A 17450-nucleotide genomic window follows, 5' to 3' on the forward strand; every position below is an offset into this window, starting at 1 on the left:
TTATTTTTTCTTTTTCTTACCGAACAGAGACTCCATAATTAACCGTAAACTGTAAAATGCCATTACTATTGCTCCAATGGCGAATATAAAACCTAATATTAGAACGGGCCAATATAAGGGATGGCTTTGGTTTTTAAAAGCTTGGTATATTACACCTGGAGCCAGGAACATTAGGAAAATTGTATAGGCAATATGTTTAAGCCCTTTTACCAGTAAATCTTTATCCGTTCTCTTTTGAGACATAGTTGCAAAATTCAATTTGGGTAAAATTACTCAATAGAAATGGACTTGGAGTACGTTTGGCAAACGGCAAAATATCCTAGGGCAAAATTCTCTTGGTCAACTAGGCTATCAAGATTGTCCAAATCCGAAATATCCTCAACATTAGTGACATTTATAATATTGCCTTTTACAGTGCCTGCTGGGGTTTGAAACGGACCTTGGTCTCCTCCGGACTGCACAATAAGTTGGTTCATGTAATTATAGAAACCCCTATCAACACCCAGTATACTTATATCCAGTACCATTCCGTCTTTTACATCATCATCATAAAAATAAGAGAACTCAAAAGTCTCTCCAGGGTAAAATGTATCTTCCGTGACCAAGTATTCGTTAAAATCAAAATCAAAAAGATAGAAATCGGTTCGGTTGGGTTGGTCCTTAAAAGCTACTACTATTTCTGTTTCTTCGCCTGAAAAAAGAGTCGCATCGCCCTGCTCTAATTTGGTAATTGGTACCGTAGGCACATAGGCAGTCTGCGCCGCATATCTAGAACCTTGATGTTCAATAAACAGAACCAAATCACCTGACGTCATAAAATCTGTGGTCGTTTCACTCTGGTAGACACCGCTACCGCTAAAGGTTTCAAAGAGGGGTATAGTTTCTTCGCTTTCCAGATTGGTAATGCTTATTTGGTCTAGTCGTGCAGGTTCTACAGATTCAAAAAAATTAGTTGACGTGCTTACTCTTACTTCGGCATAATATGTAGAGGAGGGCTGAGTAAGATCAATTCGCATTAAGGCATCTACGGTTAAGCGAGACTGGTCCGTTGGAACTTCTACTTCCACAACATCTTCACATGCGGATAAAAACGGAAGCAGGCAGAGTATATAAATAAACTTTTTCATGGCCTTAAAATTTAAAGTTATACGTTACCGCCGGTACCACGCCAAAAATTGATGTACGTACCGCTTCATTGGCTCCGGTATCCTCATTGCGACTAAAACTTATAGATGCGGCATTCCTGCGATTGTATACATTGTATACGCTGAAGACCCATTCGGTCTGCCATTTTCTGTTTTTGTTCTTTTTTGGGGTTAGGGTTGCGGAGACATCCATACGATGGTAAGCGGGCAAACGCTCTTCATTTCGTAGTCCGTAATAGGGAACGGTAAGCCCCTGAAAACGAAATTGACCTATAGGGTAATTGGTGGGTTGCCCTGTTTGAAATACAAAATTGGTATTAAAATTCCATTTTTGATTTAAATCATAGCTCGCATAGGCCGATATATCGTGGGTCTTGTCATACGGGGTATTGTACCAGGCTCCTGAGTTTATGCCAGTTTCCGTAAATGAAGTACCGTCTTGCAATTCAATGGTTCTTCCCGGTGTTCTTTGCTCAGATTTTGAAAGCGTATAGGCAAGCCAACCCTGAAACTTACCCTCGTTTTTGCGTAGTAAAAATTCCAGACCGTAAGCTCGCGCTTCGCCATTTAGAATAACTTGCTCAATGGCATCATTGGCAATAAGGTTGGCGCCATCTATATAGTCTATGCGATTTTGAACGACCTTATAAAAAGCCTCGGTTTCAAAAGAGAAATCACCATCCTTTAGATTTTTAAAATACCCCACGGCGTATTGATCAAGAATTTGGGGTTTTACAAAGGGGCCGCTTGGAGTCCAAACATCCAATGGAGTAGGAGAGCTCGTGTTGGAAAGTAAATGCAGGTACTGTGCCAAATGGGTGTAGCTGGCTTTTATAGAACTGCTGTTGTTTAAGGTGTATGCCAAAGATATACGTGGTTCCAGATTGTTAAAGGTAGCCAAGCTACCACTTCTTTTTACGTTATACTGGTCTATAGGTATGCCTTCCTGATATACTTGAAGTACCGGGTCAAAAAAGACAGGGTTATCATCTAAATAGACGTTTACCTCGTCTTGTCCCAATCGTAAAAAATTACTGAAGCGGAGTCCATAATTTAGACTCAGATTTTTGGTTATATCATGTTCAACATCAATGTAGGCAGCAAATTCATTGGCATACTTTTGTGTTAACTGCTCTTCTACTATACCGGAATCTTCATTACTAGGCTGAATTTTTCCAGGGTTAAAACGATAGTAGATATTATTGATGCCGTAATTAATTTGAAACTTGTCCGTGATATAGTGCTTCAGGTCGTATTTTATATTGAAGTTTTCAATACCCGAATTCCAATCGAAGCCTACAAAATCCAGTTTTAGACCATAGTAATAGTTGGAATAGATTAAAGAGAGGTTTGAAAATAACTTATCTGAAAAAAGGTGATTCCATCTAAAATTACCTACTGCGTTTCCATAAGTATTTACAAAACTATCGCTTATACCAAATACATCACGACCAAAATATCCTGATAGGAAAATACTGTTGTTATCGTTTATGTTGTAATTGAGCTTAGTATTTAAATCGTAGAAATAGGCGGTATTATCTACATCAAAAAGGGGTAGGAATAGATGAGCATAGGAAGCGCGGCCTCCAACAAGAAACGCAGCTTTGTCTTTTTTTATGGGGCCTTCTACCAACAAACGGCTGGCTACGGCACCTATACCTCCGTTTACTTTAATTTTTTTGCTGTTTCCTTCTTTTTGGAAAATATCCAGAACCGACGAGACTCTACCGCCATAACGGGCCGGAATTCCCCCTTTATATAGTTTAATATCCTTTATGGCGTCCGGGTTAAAGACAGAGAAAAAGCCGAATAGGTGGGAGGAGTTAAAAATAGTGGCCTCATCCAATAAAATTAGATTTTGGTCTACGGCACCGCCCCGTACATTAAAACCGGAAGCACCCTCGCCCGCGTTGGTTACACCGGGCAGTAAGAGAATGGATTTAATAACATCGGCCTCGCCCAAGATAACCGGAATTTTTTTAATGGTTCCCACAGATAAGGAGTTCACGCTCATCTGGGGTTTGCGTACATCCATTTTTTCTACGTCTTCCGTTACTACAACTTCTTGCAACTGTTCAGCGGATTCCATCAGCTGAAAGTTCATTTTTTTATCCGTATCCAGAGTAACCGTTTTTACAATATCCTGAAAACCCAGATACCTGACCAACAACTGGTAGGTGCCTTCTGGAAGGGTAATGGAATAAAAACCGTATTCATTGGTGGTAACCCCTGTTTCCAGTTCGGGGAAAACAATAGCCACCCCAATAAGAGTTTCGTTGCTGGAATCTTCTGAGATTGTTCCGCTTAAAGTGTATTGCCTTTGGGCGAAACTATTAAAAAAACAAAGTAGAAAGACACTGAGAACGACCTTGGTAAGTTGGTTCATCTAAGAGCAATTTTTTTATAAATGTAGCTAGAAAAAGACCTTTACAGAAAATGTTAACACTATTTTAAAAATAAAAAGGCCCTTGCAAATGCAGGGCCTTTTTATTGTACTTAACTCATAATGGTTATAATGTATCCAAGATAGAATTAAAAGTCTGACTAGGTCTCATTGCCTTAGCGGCAAGTTCTGCATCTGGCTTGTAGTATCCTCCAATGTCTTGAGGTTTGCCTTGAGCTTGCATTAGCTCCTCTACAATTTTAGATTCTTGAGATTGAATATCTTCATAGACTTTAGAGAAAGTAGCCTTTAATTCGGCATCCTTATCTTGGTTGGCCAAAGCCTCGGCCCAGTACATGGCCAAGAAGAAGTGGCTTCCACGTGTATCTATTTCTTTTACCTTTCTTGAAGGCGATTTATCATTAATCAAGAATTTTTCCGTGGCACTGTCCAAAGCATCACCTAAAATTCTAGCTTTTTCATTTTGGTTTTTTTCTCCGTAGAAATCCAAAGAAACTCCTAAGGCAAGAAACTCACCTAAAGAATCCCATCGTAAATGGCCTTCTTCTATGAATTGTTCCACGTGTTTTGGAGCTGATCCACCTGCACCGGTCTCAAAAAGACCACCACCGTTCATAAGTGGTACAATAGATAACATTTTAGCACTGGTACCCACTTCTAGAATAGGGAACAGGTCTGTAAGATAATCTCTAAGCACGTTTCCGGATACGGAAATAGTGTCTTTACCTTCCTTCATTCTTGCCAAGGTAAATTCAGTAGCTTTCTTAGGAGAAAGAACGCGAATGTCTAACCCGGTAGTATCATGATTAGGTAAGTAAGTGTTTACTTTTTTGATAAGTTCTGCATCATGCGCCCTATTTTCATCCAACCAGAAAACTGCAGGGTCATTTGTTGCTCTTGCTCTGGATACGGCCAATTTTATCCAATCCTGGATAGGAGCATCCTTAACTTGGCACATACGCCAGATGTCACCTTCTTCAACCGCATGTTCTTCTAAAACTTTACCAGAGTTGATGTCTACTACTTTTACGGCTCCAGCAGCGCCAATTTCAAAAGTTTTGTCATGAGAACCATATTCCTCAGCTTTTTGGGCCATTAAACCTACATTGGGAACGGTTCCCATAGTAGTAGGGTCAAAAGCACCGTTCTTTTTACAGAAATCGATTGTGGCCGAGTATATTTCTGCATAACTGCTATCCGGAATTACCGCTTTGGTATCCTGTGGTTTTCCTTGGGCGTTCCACATTTGACCAGAATTACGGATCATAGCCGGCATTGACGCATCAATAATAATATCCGAAGGAACGTGAAGGTTGGTAATACCCTTGTCCGAATTTACCATGGCCAAGTCCGGACCTTCATTTATAGCTTTTTGAATATCTTTTTCAATAGCCTCTTTTTTATCCGCTGGCAGCTCATTTAACTTGGCGAACAAGTTTTCAAGACCGTCGTTTGCACTAATTCCTAAAGTTTTGAACGTGTCTTCATATTTGTTGAATACGTCTGCAAAGAAAGCTTCAACGGCATGTCCAAAAATAATTGGATCGGAAACTTTCATCATGGTAGCTTTCATGTGAAGCGAGAACAACACACCTTGGTCTTTGGCATCTTGCACCTGCTCTTTCAAAAATGCGACAAGTGCATTTTTGCTCAAAACGGTAGCATCTATGATTTCACCTTCTAGAAGACCTAATTTATCTTTAAGAACTTGGGTTTCTCCATTGTTCTTGACCAATTCTATTCTTATATCCGTAGGTTGGGCAAGTGTCAATGATTTCTCATTGGCTTTAAAATCCCCATGGTCCATTGTGGCAACATGGGTTTTGGAATCAGGACTCCAAGCCCCCATGGAGTGTGGGTTTTGTTTTGCGTAATTTTTTACGGCGCGTGGAGCTCTACGATCGGAGTTTCCTTCTCGTAGTACCGGGTTTACCGCACTACCCTTAATTTTGTCATATCTAGATTTAATATCCTTTTCTGCTTCATTGGAAGGCTCGTCCGGATAGCTTGGTAAATCATAACCATTGTCTTGTAATTCCTTAATGGCTTCCTTTAATTGTGGAACGGAGGCACTAATGTTAGGAAGCTTTATAATGTTTGCTTCTGGTTTTTTAGCCAAAGCACCTAACTCTTCTAAATCATTTGCAATTTTTTGCTCATCTTTTAGAAAATCAGGAAATACTGCTATAATTCTTCCGGCCAAAGAAATGTCTTTGGTCTCTATGGTAACATTGGCCGTTTTGGTAAATGCTTTTACAATTGGTAAAAATGATTGTGTAGCTAAAGCCGGAGCTTCATCTGTTTTTGTATAAAAAATTTTGGACATGTAAGGAAAGGTTTAATTTAAAGCGGAGTAAATATACAACTTTATGTATTCTTCCAAGCCAAAAGATAAGGGGTTGTTTTGAGCTGTATCTCTTTATGGGCTATTTTAACAAAAACCTTGCGAATTAGGAAAAAAAAAGGCAAAACAAAAGCCATATCATTGTACTTGTACATTGATATGGCTTTTTAGAAACTGATATAGCAAACTTTCTTCCCTGTTCTTACGACAGATCGGCAACCATTGATTGCATTCGCATCACAATTTCAACGTTTGAGATGAATTGTACTTAATTATCGAACCAAGCTACAATTTATATCTCTTCATATTGTTTACACATTCTTTGTGCATATTTCCTAGACTTGCATCCGTTGAATATTTACAAATATGTTCACATAATCATTTCTCAAAAAGCGACAGCCTTTTGTTGATATGTTCGTTTTGCTAAATGGCGTACTCTGAAATACATCTTTAAACATTTATAAAACCTAAACAATACTATAAAGAACGCTACCTCTATAACAATTTCAGAAACTATCTTCGACAGATGTTTTCTTTAATTGTTTTATAAATGTAGGAAAAATAGTCTGAGTTACCAATTTTTTTAACATATTATAAATCAACAACTTATGAACTACTGATGTTAACAATTGTTCATAACCAAAAAATCCCGCTATTGCGGGATTTTTTTATTGTATGTATTCTTGGCTTAAGAACGTACCTCTTTAATACGTGCTTTTTTACCGGTAAGACCTCTAAAGTAGAAGATACGAGCTCTACGTACTTTACCTCTTTTGTTAACTTCAACCTTTTGTAAGGCTGGCATGTTTACTGGGAAAATACGTTCAACACCTACAGTACCTGACATTTTACGGATTGTAAAAGTTTCGGTAGCACCAGAACCTCTTCTTTGGATAACAACACCTCTAAAGAACTGAGTACGTGTTTTTTCACCTTCCTTAATTTCATAGTACACAGTGATAGTATCACCAGCTGAAAATTTTGGAAATTCTTTTTTTGGAACAAACTCGTCCTGAACGAATTTTAATAATTCTTCCATGATTTTTTTATTAATGATTATGTTATGGTCAACATTCACGATTTTCGTCAGAGGTTGATTTAACAGGCTGCAAAAATACTCTATAATTTAGAACTGACAATAATTTTTTTGATTTTTTGATATATCAAAATACATGGGACTGTTACTCCAGTAGATCGGGTCTACGTTCTTCCGTTCTTTTTTGTGCTTGGTCTTCCCTCCATTTCTCTATTTTGGGAAAGTTACCGCTCAAAAGCACTTCCGGTACTTTCATGCCTTTATATTCTGAGGGTCTGGTATAGACAGGAGGAGCAAGGAGGTCATCCTGAAAGGTATCCGTCAACGCCGATGTTTCGTTGTTTAAAACCCCGGGAATCAACCTAATTACGGCATCGCAAAGAATAGCGGCACCTAGTTCACCGCCAGAAAGTACATAATCGCCTATTGAAATTTCTCTGGTAATAAAGGCATCTCGTACTCTTTGGTCAACACCTTTATAGTGGCCGCAAAGTATGATTACATTGTTAAGTAATGAAATGCCGTTGGCCATTCTTTGGTTCAGGGTTTCCCCATCTGGTGTCATATAGATAATTTCATCGTACGTTCTTTCGGCCTTTAACTTAGAAATACACTTGTCTATAGGCTCTATCATAAGTACCATGCCCGCACCGCCACCAAACTGGTAATCGTCTACTTGGTTGTAGCTCTTGTCCGTGTAGTCCCGTATATTGTGCATGTGCACTTCAACTATGCCCTTTTCTATGGCTCGTTTTAAGATGGATGCGTTAAACGGGCTCTCCAGCAATTCCGGTAAAACGGTGATAATATCAATACGCATTTTAGTTTGGGCTATGAATTAGTGCGCCAAAAGTAGTGAAAAGAGTGCGAATCTTTTTTCCACCCCAGCTTTTCATAAAGCTTTTGTGCGGGATTATCCGTTGCCGTTTCTAGGGCTAAGCCTTTAAACCCTTTTTTTGAACAGAATTCTTGTGCTGTACTCAACAATGCGGAGCCTATGCCTTTTTTTCTTTGGATTTGGTCTACGTATAAATCGTTCAACACATAATAGGGGAGCATAGAAACGGATGAAAATGTAGTGTATAACTGGGTGAAGCCTACAGCTTCCTCATCAATAAAAGCCATGAAAACTATAGATTCCGATTGGGAAAAGCGCTCTTTAAGAAAAGAAGTAGCAGCATTTATATCCGAAGGTTGTTTGTAGAAAACCCTGTAACTATCGAACAAAGGTGCTAACAATGGTATATGCGATGAGTTGGCTTGAATAATTTTCATAACACAAAGAATAAAAAAAAGCTCCGTGAGGAGCTTTTTAGATTATTTCTGTTTTTTGTACTTGTTGATTTCATCTTGCAGCTGCCTGCTAATTTTTTGTTCCCTTTCTAAAGCCCTTCTACGGTGGTCTTCATACTCGGTTTCCAGTTCTGCTAAATTAGTCTTGGCTTCCTGGGTTAGGATGTTACTGTTTCTAAATCTATATATAAAGAAAAGTAACAGTGCCAACAGAGAAGCAATAACGGTCCAAAGAATACCATTATATGTACTTTTTGAAACCATAATACCTAAAAAGGACATGCTGTCTTTTTCCTCGGTTACGGCTACCAAGTTGTTGGTAGTCTCTTCCAATTTTTTGTTTAGCGAACCTATTGTAGATTCGTGTCCGCCAATAGTAGCTTTTAGTTCGGCAGCTCTTTTGTTATACCCTTTTAGTGTATCAAGAACATTTTGGCGCAGTTTGTCCAATGAAATCGTACGTACGACCTCATATTTTTTTCCATCTGCACGATAATTACCAGATTTGGTAAAAATGTACTCAAATTGACTATCTATAGGCCCTTTATCAAGTGACAACTCTTCTTGAGCTTCCGCTTCTTGGGCAAATTGTAGGTTATATGCTAATAAAGCCGTTATCAGTAACAGGATTCTTAAGCCTTTCATGTTGAAGTGATTCTGTGAATTAATTATTTAGAGCCGACTAAAGTAATTCAATAATATCAATTAATAAAAAAAATCAAGGATAAGGTTGCTATTTAGTAGGGAATACCTTCAAAAAAGCGGAAAGTATTCCCTTGTAAAGAGCTTAAAATCAATAATATGTATACCTTCTTACTTTTGATATGTATTTGGCCAAACGTATTACCTGGTGCGAATAACCATACTCGTTGTCATACCAAATATAAAGTATAATATTTTTTCCGCTGCCGTTAACAATTGTAGCGTTACTATCGTAAATGGAAGGTGCGTTTGTTCCTACAATATCCGAAGATACCATTTCCTTGCTCAAGGAATATTTTATTTGCTCTACCAAATCTCCCTCTAGGGCATACTTTTTTATAATGGCGTTAATACCATCTATGGAAGTTTTATTTTTCACTTCTAAGTTTAGAATAGCTAAAGAACCGTTGGGAACCGGTACCCTAATTGCATTAGAGGTAAGCTTGTCCTTTAATTCCGGTAGCGCTTTAGCTACTGCAGCACCTGCACCTGTTTCGGTTATGACCATGTTCAGAGCGGCTGCTCGGCCCCGTCTATGTTTGCTGTGCATGTTATCCACTAGGTTCTGGTCATTAGTGTAGGCATGAATGGTCTCCAAATGCCCTTTTGTAATTCCCAAGGAATCTTCAATAACACTTAAAATAGGGGTAATGGCATTGGTAGTACACGAAGCGGCCGAAAATATTTTAATGGTGTCCGGGTCATACGTTTTATGATTAACCCCATGAACTATATTGGGTACCTCTTTTCCGGGAGCGGTAAGGAGAACGTGCGAAGCACCTTCGGCTTCCAGATGTCTGGCCAATTCGGTTTTGGTTCTGAAAGCTCCTGTATTGTCTATTATCAATGCATCGTTTATTCCATACTGGGTGTAATCGATTTTCTCAGGACGATCGGCGCTGATCATGTGAACGGTAGTACCGTTAATTATCAGGGCGTTATTCTTTATATCTGTTTCTACCGTGCCGGAAAATTTACCGTGAACGGAATCAATACGTAAAAGATTGGCTCTTTTTTCCAGAATCTCATGGTTGTCCGCTTTTCGGGTTACGATAGCTCTTAAGCGCAGTTGGTTGCCTTGGCCGGTCTTTGCCATAAGCTCTCTAGCCAGAAGCCTACCTATTCTTCCAAAGCCATAAAGAACAATATCCTTAGGTTTTAAAGGTGGAGCATTGTCCGCATCTTTTAGTTTGTCAAACACAAAGGCTTTTATATCCGTATTGTGATTGTCATCTGAGTGGTATTCATAGGTAAGCTTGCCAATGTCTAATTTAGCAGGAGGTAGCTGAATATCGTTTATGGCCCGCAATATTTCGGTGGAATCGAAAATAGAAATGGGTTTTTGGACAAATTCACCTGCATATTCATGCAGATTTATAATGTCACTTACGTTTTTGTCTATCACCTGATTTTTGAAAAGCACGATTTCTATCGTCTTATCATACCAAAGGTCACTGACCAGTTTTATGAATTCGGTTGTAGCTTTTCTTCTATCAGCCTGAAAGGCTAATTCTTTTTCGTAAGAAGCGTTAGATTTCATTTTGTTGAGTTGAGTTATATTTTGGTATAAAAGTAGCTATTTAGTGTTGTTTGAAACAATAGTAAACAAAAAAACACCTCAATTGAGGTGTTTTTAATTTAGTGTTTTTATGTCTTATTGAAAAATCAGGCGTTCTCTTTCTCCTTTTTCGTTAATCATTGTGATACTGGTTTTACCGTATCTAGAGATGCTTCCAAAAAGGGTTCTGGCCTCTTCAATATCGTTTATTTCATTATTGTCAACCGAAAGAAGAACTTTTCCTTCCAACCCATAACCACGGTAGGTTTCAGGTACACCAACAATTTTCACACCTTGTTTGGTCTTAAACTTTTTGTTGTCCTCTTTTGTTAAGTTCTTTACTTCAAGGCCCATTACCGGAACTATTACGGTCTGCCTTTTCTTAAGCATGACAGGCACGGTAAATTCTTCTCCGTCTCTATCAATAGTAACCTCTACAGAGTCGTTGGGTCTTTTAGCGGAAAGATAACCGGTAAGATCTGCAAACTTGCGGATCTTGATATTGTCTACTTTCTTTATGATATCTCCTTCTATCAGTTCGGCTTCAGCAGCTCCAGTTCCTTCTTCAACCCCGGAAATGTATACACCCTCAATCTCATTAAGTCCTTTTTCTATGGCGTAAGGCGTGTTTATATTCAAGGTCTTAATTCCTAAAATGCCTTTTTGTACGTTTCCATATTCTAGGATATCATCAACTACTTTTTTGGCAATGTTGCTGGGAACTGCAAAGGAATAGCCCACATAGCTTCCTGTTTGTGAAGTAATAGCGGTGTTGATACCCACAAGATCTCCGTTCGTATTAACCAATGCCCCACCACTGTTACCAGGGTTTACGGCTGCATCGGTCTGAATAAACGACTGATTTTTTCCTAAATCACGAGCTTTTGCGCTTACGATTCCCGCAGTTACGGTAGAAGTTAGGTTAAAAGGGTTGCCGACAGCCAAAACCCATTCGCCTATTTTAACATCATCGGAATCACCAAAGGCCAAATAAGGCAGATTGCCCTCGGCATCTATTTTAATTAGGGCAATGTCAGAATTTGGATCGGTGCCAATAAGTTCGGCATCATAAGTTTTGTTATTGTTTAGGGTAACCTGTAATTGATTTGCTTTGCTAATAACGTGGTTGTTCGTAACAATATAACCATCTTGCGAAATAATTACCCCTGATCCGGTTCCTACTTGAGGCCTTTCATTTCCTCCGCTTCCATAAAAGAAGTCCATAAGGCTATGGGGGGTTCTGTTAATGGTTACATTTTTAACGTGCACCACGGCATTTACGGTGTTTTCTGCCGCAATGGTAAAGTCAACCTCATTAATTCCCGCTCCTTTTGCAGAGGTAGGTGTAAGGCTCGTATTAAAAACCGAATGTCCTTCATCTTGGGATATAACGGCGTAATTGGTGTTTTCAAAAAATAATTTGTAGCTGCCCAGTGTTATTGCTCCAGCAAAGAGGGCGATTAAAAAGGTACTGGCAATTTTTTTCATGTTATCGTTTTGTTTAAATTCTTTTGATATGTTAAAATTAGTCGTTTTTTAGGTGCGTTATATTTGCTTTAACTACTCTTTAACTGCTAAATATATCTTAATCCCTACTAATTCAGGTCGCTAAGTGGTGGACCAAAGAGGTTATTTCCGATAGGGATAAAAGCCTATATTTGTGTCTTTAAATAATTCTATGACACTTAATTTTTACAAATATCAGGGCACCGGAAACGATTTTGTGCTCATCGATAATCGACAATTATATTTCCCCAAAAACGATACCAAACTGGTAGCTTCTTTATGTGACCGCAAGTTTGGCATAGGGGCAGACGGTTTAATACTTCTGGAAAATGACGAACTGTCAGATTTTAAAATGGTCTATTACAACGCAGACGGCCGTGAGGGCAGTTTGTGCGGTAACGGCGGCCGATGTACCGTAGCTTTTGCCAATTTTTTGGGTGTTATAGATAAAGATACCGTTTTTAATGCTGCAGATGGCAAGCACCAGGCAACTATAGCTAATGGTATTGTTAGCTTGCAGATGCAGGATGTGTCCGAAATAAAAGAGAAACCGGAGTATGTATTCTTGGACACGGGTTCGCCCCACCACGTGCAAATGGTAAAGTCCGTTCAAGATTTTGAAGTTTATAAAAAAGGGAAAAAGTTGCGCTACGGATTGTACGGACAAACCGGAAGCAACGTTAATTTTGTTGAAACCTTAGATAATGACGCCTTTGCCGTGAGAACTTATGAGCGTGGTGTAGAGGATGAAACTTTATCCTGTGGAACTGGGGTTACAGCTGTAGCAATTGCTATGCATAATGCCGGAAAAACATTAGCAAATAGAATAAAAGTGAATACTCAGGGCGGTGAGCTAGAGGTAGAGTTTGCTAAAAAGAATGGTGTGTACGAGCAGATTCATTTAATTGGCCCTGCCAAACAGGTGTTCAAAGGAGAGATCGAATGTTAAGTTTAAATGGAGAACATATAAATCTGCGGGCTTTAGAACCCAATGATCTAGATTTTCTCTACGAACTTGAGAATAACACCCAGATGTGGGAAATAAGTGGTACGACCACCCCATATTCAAAACATGTACTAGCGCTTTATTTGGAAAACGCCCATAGGGACATTTATGATGTTAAGCAATTGCGGCTCTGTATCTGCAATAAGCAGAATTCAACAATTGGGCTTATTGACCTATTTGATTTTGATCCTAAGAATTTTAGGGCGGGAATAGGTATAGTTATTTTGGATAAAGAAAAGAGGAACCAAGGAGTAGGGGCAGAGGCCATTCAATTGGTGTGTGATTATGCTCATAAGGTCTTGAATCTGCGACAGCTTTACGCCAATGTATTGGAGGGTAATGACCCAAGCATTCATTTGTTCAAGAAGATGGGTTTTGAAGAGGTGGGAATTAAAAGAGATTGGATTTTTTCCGAAGGGAAGTATATAAATGAAATTTTGTTTCAAAAAATAAATACCTAATGTATATAAAACGTATTCTAGTATTTATAGCAATTGCCGGTCTTGTAGGCGGTGGAATCTTTGCTTACACGGTTTACAACGCTATTTTTGCGCCTAATACGGCTTTTGAAAATAACGAAGCCTTTGTATTTGTGCCTTCGGATGCAGATTTTAACGAAGTAAAGAATTTGGTATCTCCACTTCTTAAGGATATGGGTTCTTTTGAGAAAGTGGCACAGCGTAAGGGGTACGCCGCCAATGTAAGAGGAGGTAAGTACGCTATTAAAAAGGGGGCGAGCAATAATGATATTGTAAACTCACTCCGTAGTCAGAATATACCTGTAAAAGTTGCATTTAACAACCAGGAAACATTAGCGGACCTAGCAGGTAGAATAGCGATGCAAATAGAGCCAGATAGCATAGCCTTGTTGAAGGCATTTACAGATGAAGCTTTCTTGAAAGCTAACGGATTTAATAGGGATACGGAGTTGGCTATGTATATACCCAACAGTTACGAGTTTTTCTGGAATACTTCCGAGAAAGAATTCAGGGAGCGTATGCTGAAGGAATACAAACGTTTTTGGACGGATGCTCGTTTAGCCAAGGCAAAAGCATTAGGGCTTTCTCCCGAAGAGGTGATTACTTTGGCCTCTGTAGTACATAAAGAAACCGCAAAAGTTGATGAGCGCCCAAGAGTAGCAGGCGTTTACCTTAATCGTTTACGAAGGGGAATATTACTTCAAGCAGACCCTACGGTAATTTATGCCATAAAAAAGCACAGCGGCAACTTTAACACTGTGATCAAAAGAGTGCTTTATAAGGATTTGGAATTAGATTCTCCGTATAACACCTATAAGTACGCAGGTCTACCACCAGGGCCAATTGCTATGCCGGATATTACGGCTATTGATGCGGTTCTTAGTCCGGAAAAGCACGATTACCTCTACTTTGTAGCCAATGTGGAAAATTTTGGATACCACAAATTTGCTAAGACTTTAGCCCAGCACAACCGCAATAAAGCGCAGTATGTCCGGTGGATAAATGCTCAAAAAATTAATAGATAGGCATTTTGTCCGTAGTTTAATACTTGTTAACTAAAACGGTATATTTTTAACAAAGCATTCTAAAATGTAAGACTAAAACGGGCTTATCTTTGCCCCTCGTAATCTAAGCAGGTTAAATTTTCGTAAGTCTTAGGTAAATATAATGTATGAGAAAGTGGCTAGGATTTTCAAGCCCCCTAATCATTACCTTTATTTTATTGAGTTTCGGATTTGAGTCTAAAGAGGTGAAAGTGCCGGAAACCCTTAAAGTAAATCAACCTACTGAAGTTTTGTTTCCCAAAAACAAAACTATGCATTCAACGATATTGATAGCTCCGCCTTTTTTAGGGAGTTCTTATATCGGATTTAAAGAAGCTCTAGCGTTTAAAGAATCGCAGGGTAACTATTTTACAACAAATACACTTGGGTATTTGGGAAAATACCAGTTTGGTATTGGTACCTTACAGCTTATGGGTGTGTATAACGCAACAAGTTTCTTAAACGACCCAGTGTTGCAAGAAAGAGCTTTTCACACGAATGTAGCTCGTAATAAGTGGATTTTGAGAAGAGACATTGACCGTTTCGTTGGAAAACGAATAGGTGGTGTTGAAATTACGGAATCCGGAATGTTGGCCGCGGCCCATTTGGCCGGTGCCGGTAACGTTAAAAAGTATCTACGATCGTGGGGTGCGTTTGATGTATCGGACAGTTACGGAACAACAATAGCAATTTACATGAAAAAGTTTTCAGGATACGATATGTCATATGTTTCGCCAAGACGAAACCCTAAAGTGTAACTATCGCCTATTTAAGATTTAATGTACATATGAAAGTGGACGAGCCCCAATAGAAATATTGGGGTTTGTTTTTTTCCGGTCGTTTTCTATCTCGATTTTAGGGTATTTTTAATCGTGAATACCTTAATTCAGATGTTATTTTATGACTGTAGCTTCCAGTTCTATTTTTAATATTTCAAAAAGGCCTTTAACCTCCAGTAAGGTGCTTGCCTGCTGTATGTTGTGCTTGGTTGTCCAATTTTGGAAAATATCAAAACACGTAAACAGCTCTTCAGTTGAAGTTGTATAAAGGTTTAATCTCACAATATTTTTACATTCATATCCGGCATCCTCTATTACGCGTTCCAAATTTTCTATAGATTGAATTAATTGGGCTTTCATGCTAGCAGTGCTAGATTTACCTTCATCATCTATTGCGGTTTGTCCGGAAATATAAAGCGTGCCTTTTGGGTTCGTAACTTCTACGGCTTGTACATAACTTCTTTCGTCTTGCCATTTCCACGGGTTAATTATTCGTTTTTCCATATTGCTTTTTTTTGTGTACGCAGTAGCTAATTATATACTTTATTTGTTAATACTTGTGCTTTGCCATCTACACTGCAAATATTTAACTAATGGTATGGTTATAGCGTGACATACATCACAATTGTAAAGAAGCTCAAATTTTATGAGGAAAGGCGGCTAAGTGTCTCGCGGGACACACCTAAGTAAGAAGCTAGCAGAGTTTTGGGAACGCGTTGAAATAATATGGGGTACTGTTTAAGAAGTTGCTCATACCTTTCTTTAGCATTTGAAGTTAAAAAAGATAAGATTCTATTTTGCGATGCAATATGCCCTAAATTCGACTTTTGGAGAAAAAAATGCTGCATTTTGGGTAATTCATCGGATAGTTTTTGGTAATTGTCAAGACTTAGGGAAAATACTAAAGTGTCTTCAATGCATTGTAGTGCCATTTTAGCTTTAGTTTGTGAGAAATAGGCAGAAAAATCGCTTTCCCACCAGTTTTCCATGGCAAAGGATACAATATGTTGTTTCCCATTTTTGTCATCGTAAACTAATTTTAATAGCCCGGAAATCACAAAATAGCAATGCGTTACATGTTCTCCTTCTTTAATGATAAAATCATTTTTTTTGTGCTTTTCTAATGAGAAATGAGATAAAATAAAAGAGAACTCCTCGTCCGTAAGAGCTATCAAGTTTTCAATATTTTCTTTTAATCTATCTTTCATTAAGTAGAAATTCCAATTTGGGTGCTATATTAGAAAAAAAAGGTTAAGGATTAATGGTGTAATAAAGCAGCTACTTTAGAGTAACTTTTAAGAACACTAAAAATACTGGTTAATTTAGGCTTATATCAAAAGTCAGCTAGTAAAATGAAAAAATAATCTGGAGTGGAGTAAATAATTGTTCCAGAATAAGATTTAAAAACTCAAAAAGTAGAATTACCCTTGAATAATAAAGATAGCTGGGCGCTTATGAAGTGATTCTACTTTGGAGCGTTTCCAGTCGGCAATGGTTTTGGTTTGTATATATTCCTCAGGTAGGGTCACATCGCAAGCTATACATACTCTGGTGTTAGGGTGTAGTGTTTTAAGCAGCTCTGCAAAGAGCTTGTCGTTTCTATAGGGGGTTTCTATGAACAATTGCGATTGTCCGTAATCTTTGCTTAGCTTTTCCAACCTCTTAATGGCACTCTTACGCTCAGACCCGTCAATGGGCAGGTAACCGTTAAAAGCAAAGCTTTGGCCGTTCATGCCACTGGCCATAAGGGCCAATACAATAGAGGATGGGCCCACTAGGGGTACTACCTGAATGTTTTTTTCATGTGCTATTTTTACCACGTCCGCACCGGGATCGGCAATACCGGGGCAACCGGCCTCGGATAAGATTCCTGTGTTGAAACCGTCTAAACAGGATTGTAAAAATGTGGGTATTTCCTCGGCTTCTGTGTATTTGTTAAGAACGGATAATTGAAGGCTGGGCTGTGATTTTCTGGGGCTTATCTTTTTTATAAAGCGTCTGGCCGTTTTTTCGTTTTCAACAATATAATGGTCAATCTGTTCTATGGCCTGTTTTATGGAAATGGGTAATACTTCCAAAGGTTCATTATCGCCCAATGTAGTGGGTATTAAATATAACTTTCCCTGGTTTTCATTGTAGTTGGCCATAATCCTAA

At 38.7% G+C, this 17450-nt stretch carries 17 protein-coding genes; 4 read left to right on the forward strand and 13 right to left on the reverse strand.

Annotation, left to right across the window (positions count from 1 at the left end):
* From SJY45_RS01500 to SJY45_RS01545, 10 genes are all read right to left on the reverse strand, one after another.
* Complete coding sequence (locus SJY45_RS01500; RefSeq protein WP_400073026.1) at window positions 1–243, reverse strand: DUF6095 family protein; 243 nt, start codon at window positions 241–243, stop codon at window positions 1–3.
* 26 nt (window positions 244–269) lie between these two features.
* Entirely contained in the window at window positions 270–1127 is an 858-nt protein-coding gene (locus tag SJY45_RS01505) for a hypothetical protein (RefSeq protein WP_400073027.1), read from the reverse strand.
* A gap of 4 nt (window positions 1128–1131) precedes the next feature.
* Window positions 1132–3531, reverse strand: a complete 2400-nt coding sequence (locus SJY45_RS01510) for a carboxypeptidase-like regulatory domain-containing protein (RefSeq protein WP_400073028.1) — start codon at window positions 3529–3531, stop codon at window positions 1132–1134.
* A gap of 124 nt (window positions 3532–3655) precedes the next feature.
* Window positions 3656–5875: an NADP-dependent isocitrate dehydrogenase gene (locus SJY45_RS01515; RefSeq protein ID WP_400073029.1), complete on the reverse strand. Its 2220-nt coding sequence runs from the start codon at window positions 5873–5875 to the stop codon at window positions 3656–3658.
* 706 nt (window positions 5876–6581) lie between these two features.
* Window positions 6582–6932 (reverse strand): 50S ribosomal protein L19, encoded by a 351-nt coding sequence (gene rplS / locus SJY45_RS01520; protein WP_215439022.1) that lies wholly within the window; start codon window positions 6930–6932, stop codon window positions 6582–6584.
* A gap of 142 nt (window positions 6933–7074) precedes the next feature.
* On the reverse strand, window positions 7075–7749 hold the full coding sequence (gene trmD / locus SJY45_RS01525) for a tRNA (guanosine(37)-N1)-methyltransferase TrmD (RefSeq protein ID WP_215439023.1): 675 nt from the start codon (window positions 7747–7749) through the stop codon (window positions 7075–7077).
* A gap of 11 nt (window positions 7750–7760) precedes the next feature.
* Window positions 7761–8204: a GNAT family N-acetyltransferase gene (locus tag SJY45_RS01530; RefSeq protein ID WP_400073030.1), complete on the reverse strand. Its 444-nt coding sequence runs from the start codon at window positions 8202–8204 to the stop codon at window positions 7761–7763.
* A 42-nt stretch (window positions 8205–8246) separates the two neighbouring features.
* On the reverse strand, window positions 8247–8867 hold the full coding sequence (locus SJY45_RS01535) for a tRNA (guanine-N1)-methyltransferase (RefSeq protein WP_215439025.1): 621 nt from the start codon (window positions 8865–8867) through the stop codon (window positions 8247–8249).
* A 148-nt stretch (window positions 8868–9015) separates the two neighbouring features.
* The gene (locus SJY45_RS01540) at window positions 9016–10464 is read right to left on the reverse strand and encodes a glyceraldehyde-3-phosphate dehydrogenase (protein WP_400073031.1); all 1449 of its coding nucleotides are present in this window, start codon (window positions 10462–10464) and stop codon (window positions 9016–9018) included.
* A gap of 114 nt (window positions 10465–10578) precedes the next feature.
* A complete protein-coding gene (locus tag SJY45_RS01545) occupies window positions 10579–11970 on the reverse strand; it encodes a S1C family serine protease (RefSeq protein WP_303405902.1) in 1392 nt (463 codons plus the stop codon).
* Window positions 11971–12160: 190 nt separating this feature from the next.
* Here SJY45_RS01545 and dapF point away from each other — a divergent pair, with 190 nt between their 5' ends.
* From dapF to SJY45_RS01565, 4 genes are all read left to right on the forward strand, one after another.
* Window positions 12161–12937 carry a diaminopimelate epimerase gene (gene dapF, locus SJY45_RS01550; RefSeq protein WP_400073032.1) on the forward strand — a complete coding sequence of 259 codons (777 nt, stop codon included), beginning with the start codon at window positions 12161–12163 and terminating at the stop codon, window positions 12935–12937.
* Window positions 12931–13455 (forward strand): GNAT family N-acetyltransferase, encoded by a 525-nt coding sequence (locus tag SJY45_RS01555; RefSeq protein ID WP_215914597.1) that lies wholly within the window; start codon window positions 12931–12933, stop codon window positions 13453–13455. The genes dapF and SJY45_RS01555 overlap by 7 nt, the downstream gene beginning before the upstream one ends.
* Complete coding sequence (mltG, locus tag SJY45_RS01560; RefSeq protein ID WP_400073033.1) at window positions 13455–14498, forward strand: endolytic transglycosylase MltG; 1044 nt, start codon at window positions 13455–13457, stop codon at window positions 14496–14498. The genes SJY45_RS01555 and mltG overlap by 1 nt, the downstream gene beginning before the upstream one ends.
* A gap of 146 nt (window positions 14499–14644) precedes the next feature.
* The gene (locus tag SJY45_RS01565; RefSeq protein ID WP_215439031.1) at window positions 14645–15274 is read left to right on the forward strand and encodes a hypothetical protein; all 630 of its coding nucleotides are present in this window, start codon (window positions 14645–14647) and stop codon (window positions 15272–15274) included.
* A gap of 135 nt (window positions 15275–15409) precedes the next feature.
* On the opposite strand, the gene SJY45_RS01570 is transcribed toward SJY45_RS01565, so the two are convergent.
* The 3 genes from SJY45_RS01570 to SJY45_RS01580 all read right to left on the reverse strand — a co-directional run bounded on the left by SJY45_RS01570 (window position 15410) and on the right by SJY45_RS01580 (window position 17442).
* Entirely contained in the window at window positions 15410–15799 is a 390-nt protein-coding gene (locus SJY45_RS01570; protein WP_215439032.1) for a RidA family protein, read from the reverse strand.
* Between the two features lie 140 nt (window positions 15800–15939).
* Complete coding sequence (locus tag SJY45_RS01575; protein ID WP_215439033.1) at window positions 15940–16503, reverse strand: Crp/Fnr family transcriptional regulator; 564 nt, start codon at window positions 16501–16503, stop codon at window positions 15940–15942.
* A 213-nt stretch (window positions 16504–16716) separates the two neighbouring features.
* Window positions 16717–17442: an SAM-dependent methyltransferase gene (locus tag SJY45_RS01580; RefSeq protein ID WP_215439034.1), complete on the reverse strand. Its 726-nt coding sequence runs from the start codon at window positions 17440–17442 to the stop codon at window positions 16717–16719.
* Window positions 17443–17450: the final 8 nt, after the last annotated feature.

Origin of the sequence: Zobellia russellii, from assembly GCF_044597075.1 — a bacterium.
GTDB classification, from domain to species: domain Bacteria; phylum Bacteroidota; class Bacteroidia; order Flavobacteriales; family Flavobacteriaceae; genus Zobellia; species Zobellia russellii.